General features: G+C 74.9%; 4 protein-coding genes and 1 pseudogene. 3 read left to right on the top strand and 2 right to left on the bottom strand.

The window, feature by feature from the left end; all coding sequences use genetic code 11:
* A partial coding sequence (locus G5C65_RS32225) for a hypothetical protein (protein WP_206442510.1) occupies nucleotides 1–404 on the bottom strand: 404 nt, incomplete at its 3' end.
* 174 nt (nucleotides 405–578) lie between these two features.
* Between G5C65_RS32225 and G5C65_RS32220 the strand changes: the two genes are divergently transcribed.
* The gene (locus G5C65_RS32220; protein WP_165302586.1) at nucleotides 579–2,159 is read left to right on the top strand and encodes an NsdA family TPR-like regulatory protein; all 1,581 of its coding nucleotides are present in this window, start codon (nucleotides 579–581) and stop codon (nucleotides 2,157–2,159) included.
* A gap of 7 nt (nucleotides 2,160–2,166) precedes the next feature.
* Here the strand turns inward: G5C65_RS32220 and G5C65_RS32215 are convergent, their stop codons facing one another.
* The gene (locus tag G5C65_RS32215) at nucleotides 2,167–2,760 is read right to left on the bottom strand and encodes a histidine phosphatase family protein (protein ID WP_165302585.1); all 594 of its coding nucleotides are present in this window, start codon (nucleotides 2,758–2,760) and stop codon (nucleotides 2,167–2,169) included.
* Nucleotides 2,761–2,966: 206 nt separating this feature from the next.
* Here G5C65_RS32215 and G5C65_RS32210 point away from each other — a divergent pair, with 206 nt between their 5' ends.
* Entirely contained in the window at nucleotides 2,967–4,049 is a 1,083-nt protein-coding gene (locus G5C65_RS32210; RefSeq protein WP_165302584.1) for a phosphatase PAP2 family protein, read from the top strand.
* A pseudogene (locus G5C65_RS32205) lies at nucleotides 3,952–4,269 on the top strand (hypothetical protein); the annotation flags it as partial. The gene G5C65_RS32210 and the pseudogene G5C65_RS32205, both read left to right, overlap by 98 nt.

The raw sequence follows: 4,269 nt of genomic DNA, 5'->3' as shown, positions 1-4,269 counted from the left end.
GTGCGGGCCGCCTCACCGAGCGCGGCCCGCAGCTCGGCGGGCTCGGTGGCCCGGGTGTAGGCCCCCTCCGGGGGCACCAGCCACCCCGAGCCCGCCACCGGCGGCTCGGGGAGGGCGGTGCGGGAGGCGCGCGGGCAGGTCTGGGTGCACGCGCTCCCCGGCAGGTCCCAGCCCGCCGCCGTGCCCGGTGGCACCAGGAAGCCCACGCTGTCCCCGGCACCGTCGTGCAGCACCGGCCCGACGCCGTCCCGCAGCCGGAGGATGTCGACGGCCTCCAGGCCCTGCCGCGCGGGCACGGTGACCAGGTCGTAGGGAGTGGGCAGGGTGGACGGGGCGGGCTGAGCCGCTGCCTGGAAGCCGCTGGCGGTACTGCCGGTGCCGATTCCTACGCCGGTGTCCAACAAGGGGGACCCCTCCTCCGCGGTGTCGCTGTACCCGATCCAACGCCTGTACCTGTCAAGGGGCTACGGCAGCGACACAGTGCGTTGGATGGCGGTTCATGGCAGAAGCTGGATGGGATATCCGTTTTGTAGCCAAACCCGCGGTGGTGGCCGTGTCCCAGCCGGTACGTTTCCGGCATGGCGTCGTCACCCTCAACGTCACCAGGACCGCACCACCGTCCCAACTCCGCGTTCCGTGCCCTGCGGGGGCTGCTCTCGCCGGGCGAGTTCGCCGCCGCCGTACGCCGGTCGGCGCGGGAGATCGGGGAGCAGGTCTCCTGCGACGCGCGGTACATCGGCCGCGTGGAGGCGGGCGAGATCCGGTGTCCCAACTACGCCTACGAGCGGGTGTTCCTGCATATGTTCCCCGGCTACTCGCTCGCCGACATGGGCTTCGCCCCCCGCGAGACCGTCCGTGGTCGCTCGGCGCGCATTCGCGGGGCGCACGCGGCGAGCGGGGCGCTCCCTGAGTATCCGACGCGCCGTACGGAACCGCTGCCGCCACCGGACCGTCCCAGCGCCACCGAGGAGTTCGACAGCCCCGGGGAGCCCGGCCTCCCCGGCTGCCCGGAGCCCGCCGGCCCCGCGGACCACAACAGCAATGCCAGCCCCTCCAGTCACCGCAGCCACTCCAGCCACCCCGGCCAGCGCTGTTCCACCGACACCGAGAACCACCACGAGGAGAGCGACGTGCTCCGTCGCGCGTTCATGACCGGCGGCCCGGCCGCCCTGGCGGCCGCCTCGCTCGGCGGCGCCCTGACGGCGGCCCCCGCACACGCGGCCGCGCCCGTCCCCGCCGCGCGGCAGGCCGGGAACGGCGCATCGGAGGCCGATGCCCGCACCGTCGAGCGGGCCGTACGCCGCATCCGGGTGCTGGACGACCGGCACGGCGCGGACGGGCTCTACCGGCGCGCGGGCGAGGCGCTGCGCGCCGCGTACGACCTGCTCGACGTCGGCTCCCGCCGCCAGTCCATCGCCGACCGGCTGCACTCGGGGGCCGGGGAACTCGCCATCTCCGTCGGCTGGCTGGCCCACGACTCCGCCCGCTACCACGACGCGCGCTCGCACTACGCCGAGGCGCTCGCCACCGCGCGGGTGGCCGGCGACGCCGCGCTGGAGGCGCACGCCTTCTGCAACTCCGCCTTCCTGGCCCGGGACGCGGGCCGCCCCCGCGAGGCCGTACGCGCCGCACAGGCCGGGCAGCGGGCCGCCCGGCGGCTCGGCTCGCACCATCTGCTCTCGCTGCTGACGCTGCGCGAGGCGGGCGGCTGGGCCGGGCTCGGGGACCGCCCGGCCTGCCAGCAGGCGCTCGGCCGGGCCCAGCGGCTGTTCGCGCGGGGCAGCACGGACGCCGACCCGGAGTGGATGACGTTCTTCGGGGAGGCGGAGCTGGAGGGGCTGGAGGCGCAGTGCTGGTCGGCGCTGGGCGACTGGCGGCGGGCGACGGACCACGCCCAGCGCGCCGTGGACCTCCAGGACCCCCACTTCACCCGCAACCGGGCGCTGTTCACCGCCGAGCTGGCGGGGGACCTGGCGGCGCAGGGGCATGCGGAGGCGGCGGCCGCCGCCGGGGGGCGCGCGCTGGACTTCCTGGGCCCCGTGCAGTCCACACGGATCACCACCATGCTGGACACCGCGGCCGGACGGCTGCGCCCCTACCGCCGGGAGCCGCCGGTCGCGGACTTCCTCGCCCGGCACGCCGCGACGGCCACGGCGTAGCCCCCGGTCAGTCCAGGTGGCCGGTGTCGTTCCAGCGCTCGACGGCGGGGCTGTCGTACGCCCAGCCGAGGATCGACAGCGAGGCCGGGTCCAGGCGCAGCCGCGCGGCGAACGCGGGTTCGTATCCCAGCCAGCGCGCGCCCAGCACCCGTAGGATGTGGCCGTGCGCGAAGAGCAGGACGTCCCGGTCGGCCGAGCGCGCCCACGCGACGACCTCGTCGGCCCGCTCGGCGAGCTGCGTCAGCGACTCACCGCCCTGGACGCCGTCCCGCCAGATGAACCAGTCGTCCCCGGCCCGCTCCCTGATCTGCTCCGACGTCAGCCCCTCGTACGCGCCGTAGTCCCACTCCATCAGCGCGTCCCAGGTCCGCGCGCCGCCGAAGCCGGCCAGCTCGCAGGTCTCGGCGGCGCGGGAGAGCGGGCTGGTGCACACCTGGGCATCCGGCAGTCCGCTCCACGGCGCGCGGTGCAGCCGTTCGCCGAGCAGCTTGGCCGTCCTGCGGCCCTCGTCCAGCAGCGGGACGTCGGTCCTGCCGGTGTGCTGCCCTGTCACGGACCACTCGGTCTGACCGTGCCGGACCAGCAGGATGCGCGGAGCCATGGAAACCTCTCGAAGGGGACAGTACGTCACTACCGACCATTGTCACCCGACGGAGGGTGAGGCAACCGAGGGGGCCCGTTACGCGTCTGTCCCCGCTGCCTATGCTGTTTGCGCCGCATACGCCGTACGGTTACTCGCCGTCCACCACGTCCCCACAGTGGGCCACGAGCTGCCGGGTTACAGGAGCCTGGGGAGGGACGCTCAAGATGCCGACGGACCGCCGACTTCGGTGGTGGACCGAGCTGCCACTGGTCATCGTGGTGTACGCCCTCTACTCCGCCGGACGGCTGCTCGCGCGCGGGAACGAGTCCACCGCCGTCGCCAACGGCCTGGACATACTCCGCCTGGAGCGACGCCTCAACATCGACGCGGAGACGCCGCTGAACCACGCCTTCGTGGCGCACGCCTGGCTCGGGGTTCCGGCCGACTTCGCCTACGCCTCCCTGCACTATCTCGTCACCCCCGCCGTGCTGATCTGGCTCTTCCGCCGACGCCCCGCCCAGTACCGCTTCGCACGCACCTGGCTCACCGGCTCCACGCTGATCGGCCTGGCCGGCTTCACGCTCATGCCCACCTGCCCGCCCCGGCTGCTGGATCCCGGGCACGGCTTCACCGACGCCATGGAGCACTTCAGCCGGTACGGCTGGTGGGGCGGCGACGCCAGCGCCCCGCGCGGGCTCGGCGGCTTCACCAACCAGTTCGCCGCGATGCCCAGCCTGCACGTGGGGTGGGCGCTGTGGTGCGCGGTGGTGGTCTGGCTCTGGGGGCCGCGCACGGTGTGGTGCCGGGCGCTGGCCGCGGCGTACCCGGCGGTCATCACCGTCTCCGTCATGGGCACCGCCAACCACTATCTGCTGGACGCGGTGGCCGGCGCCGCCGTGATGGGCGTCGGCTGGCTGCTCGCCCGTCCGCTGCTGCGCCTGGCGGACCGGATCCGCGACGCCTCGGCGCGGCGGATCCGGCGCGGCACGGGCGGGCGGGCGACGTTCACCCGGGCGACACACGCGGATGAACCGGGGGACATAGCCGGACCGGACGGCGGCGGGGCAGAAGGGACAGGGACACAGCGGGCCAACGGCTCCCCTCCGGCCCCGGATGTCACCGGCGGATGCCAGACTGCGCCAGGTACCGCCATCCCCTCCGAGGCCCCAGCCGATGAGTCAGCCGATGAGCCAGCCGATGCCCCAGTCGATGCCCCAGCTTCCGCACCAGGCGAGCGACGGCGCCTCCCCGGCCAGCGCCGCGGCACAGCCCCGGCCGGTGACACCAACGCATCAGCGCCTCGCTGAGCTGCGGGGCGGCCCCGAGGTGCCGCCCCGCCCGCTCGACGCCCGCGCGCTCGCGGCGCTCGCCGCGAACCCGGGCTGCCGCCGCCGCGCCCTCCTGGACGGCGCGGGGGTGGACAAGGGCGCCCTCGCCGAGGCCCTGGGCGCACCCGCGCCGTTCGGCCAGTCGCAGTTCGCGTTCGTGCGCGGCAACGCCTTCGAGGCCCGCGTCAAGGCCGAGGGC

The sequence above is a fragment of the Streptomyces boncukensis genome (assembly GCF_011045075.1).
GTDB classification, from domain to species: Bacteria; Actinomycetota; Actinomycetes; order Streptomycetales; family Streptomycetaceae; genus Streptomyces; species Streptomyces boncukensis.
The sequence above is the reverse complement of the archived record's forward strand: the minus strand, read 5'-3'. Positions and strand labels throughout refer to the sequence as shown.

What these genes read in the sequence shown, in the direction of transcription:
- G5C65_RS32220 (WP_165302586.1), top strand. Translation starts at nt 579, where the DNA reads ATGGCGTCGTCACCCTCAACGTCACCAGGACCGCACCACCGTCCCAAC.
- G5C65_RS32215 (WP_165302585.1), bottom strand. Translation starts at nt 2,760, where the DNA reads ATGGCTCCGCGCATCCTGCTGGTCCGGCACGGTCAGACCGAGTGGTCC.
- G5C65_RS32210 (WP_165302584.1), top strand. Translation starts at nt 2,967, where the DNA reads ATGCCGACGGACCGCCGACTTCGGTGGTGGACCGAGCTGCCACTGGTC.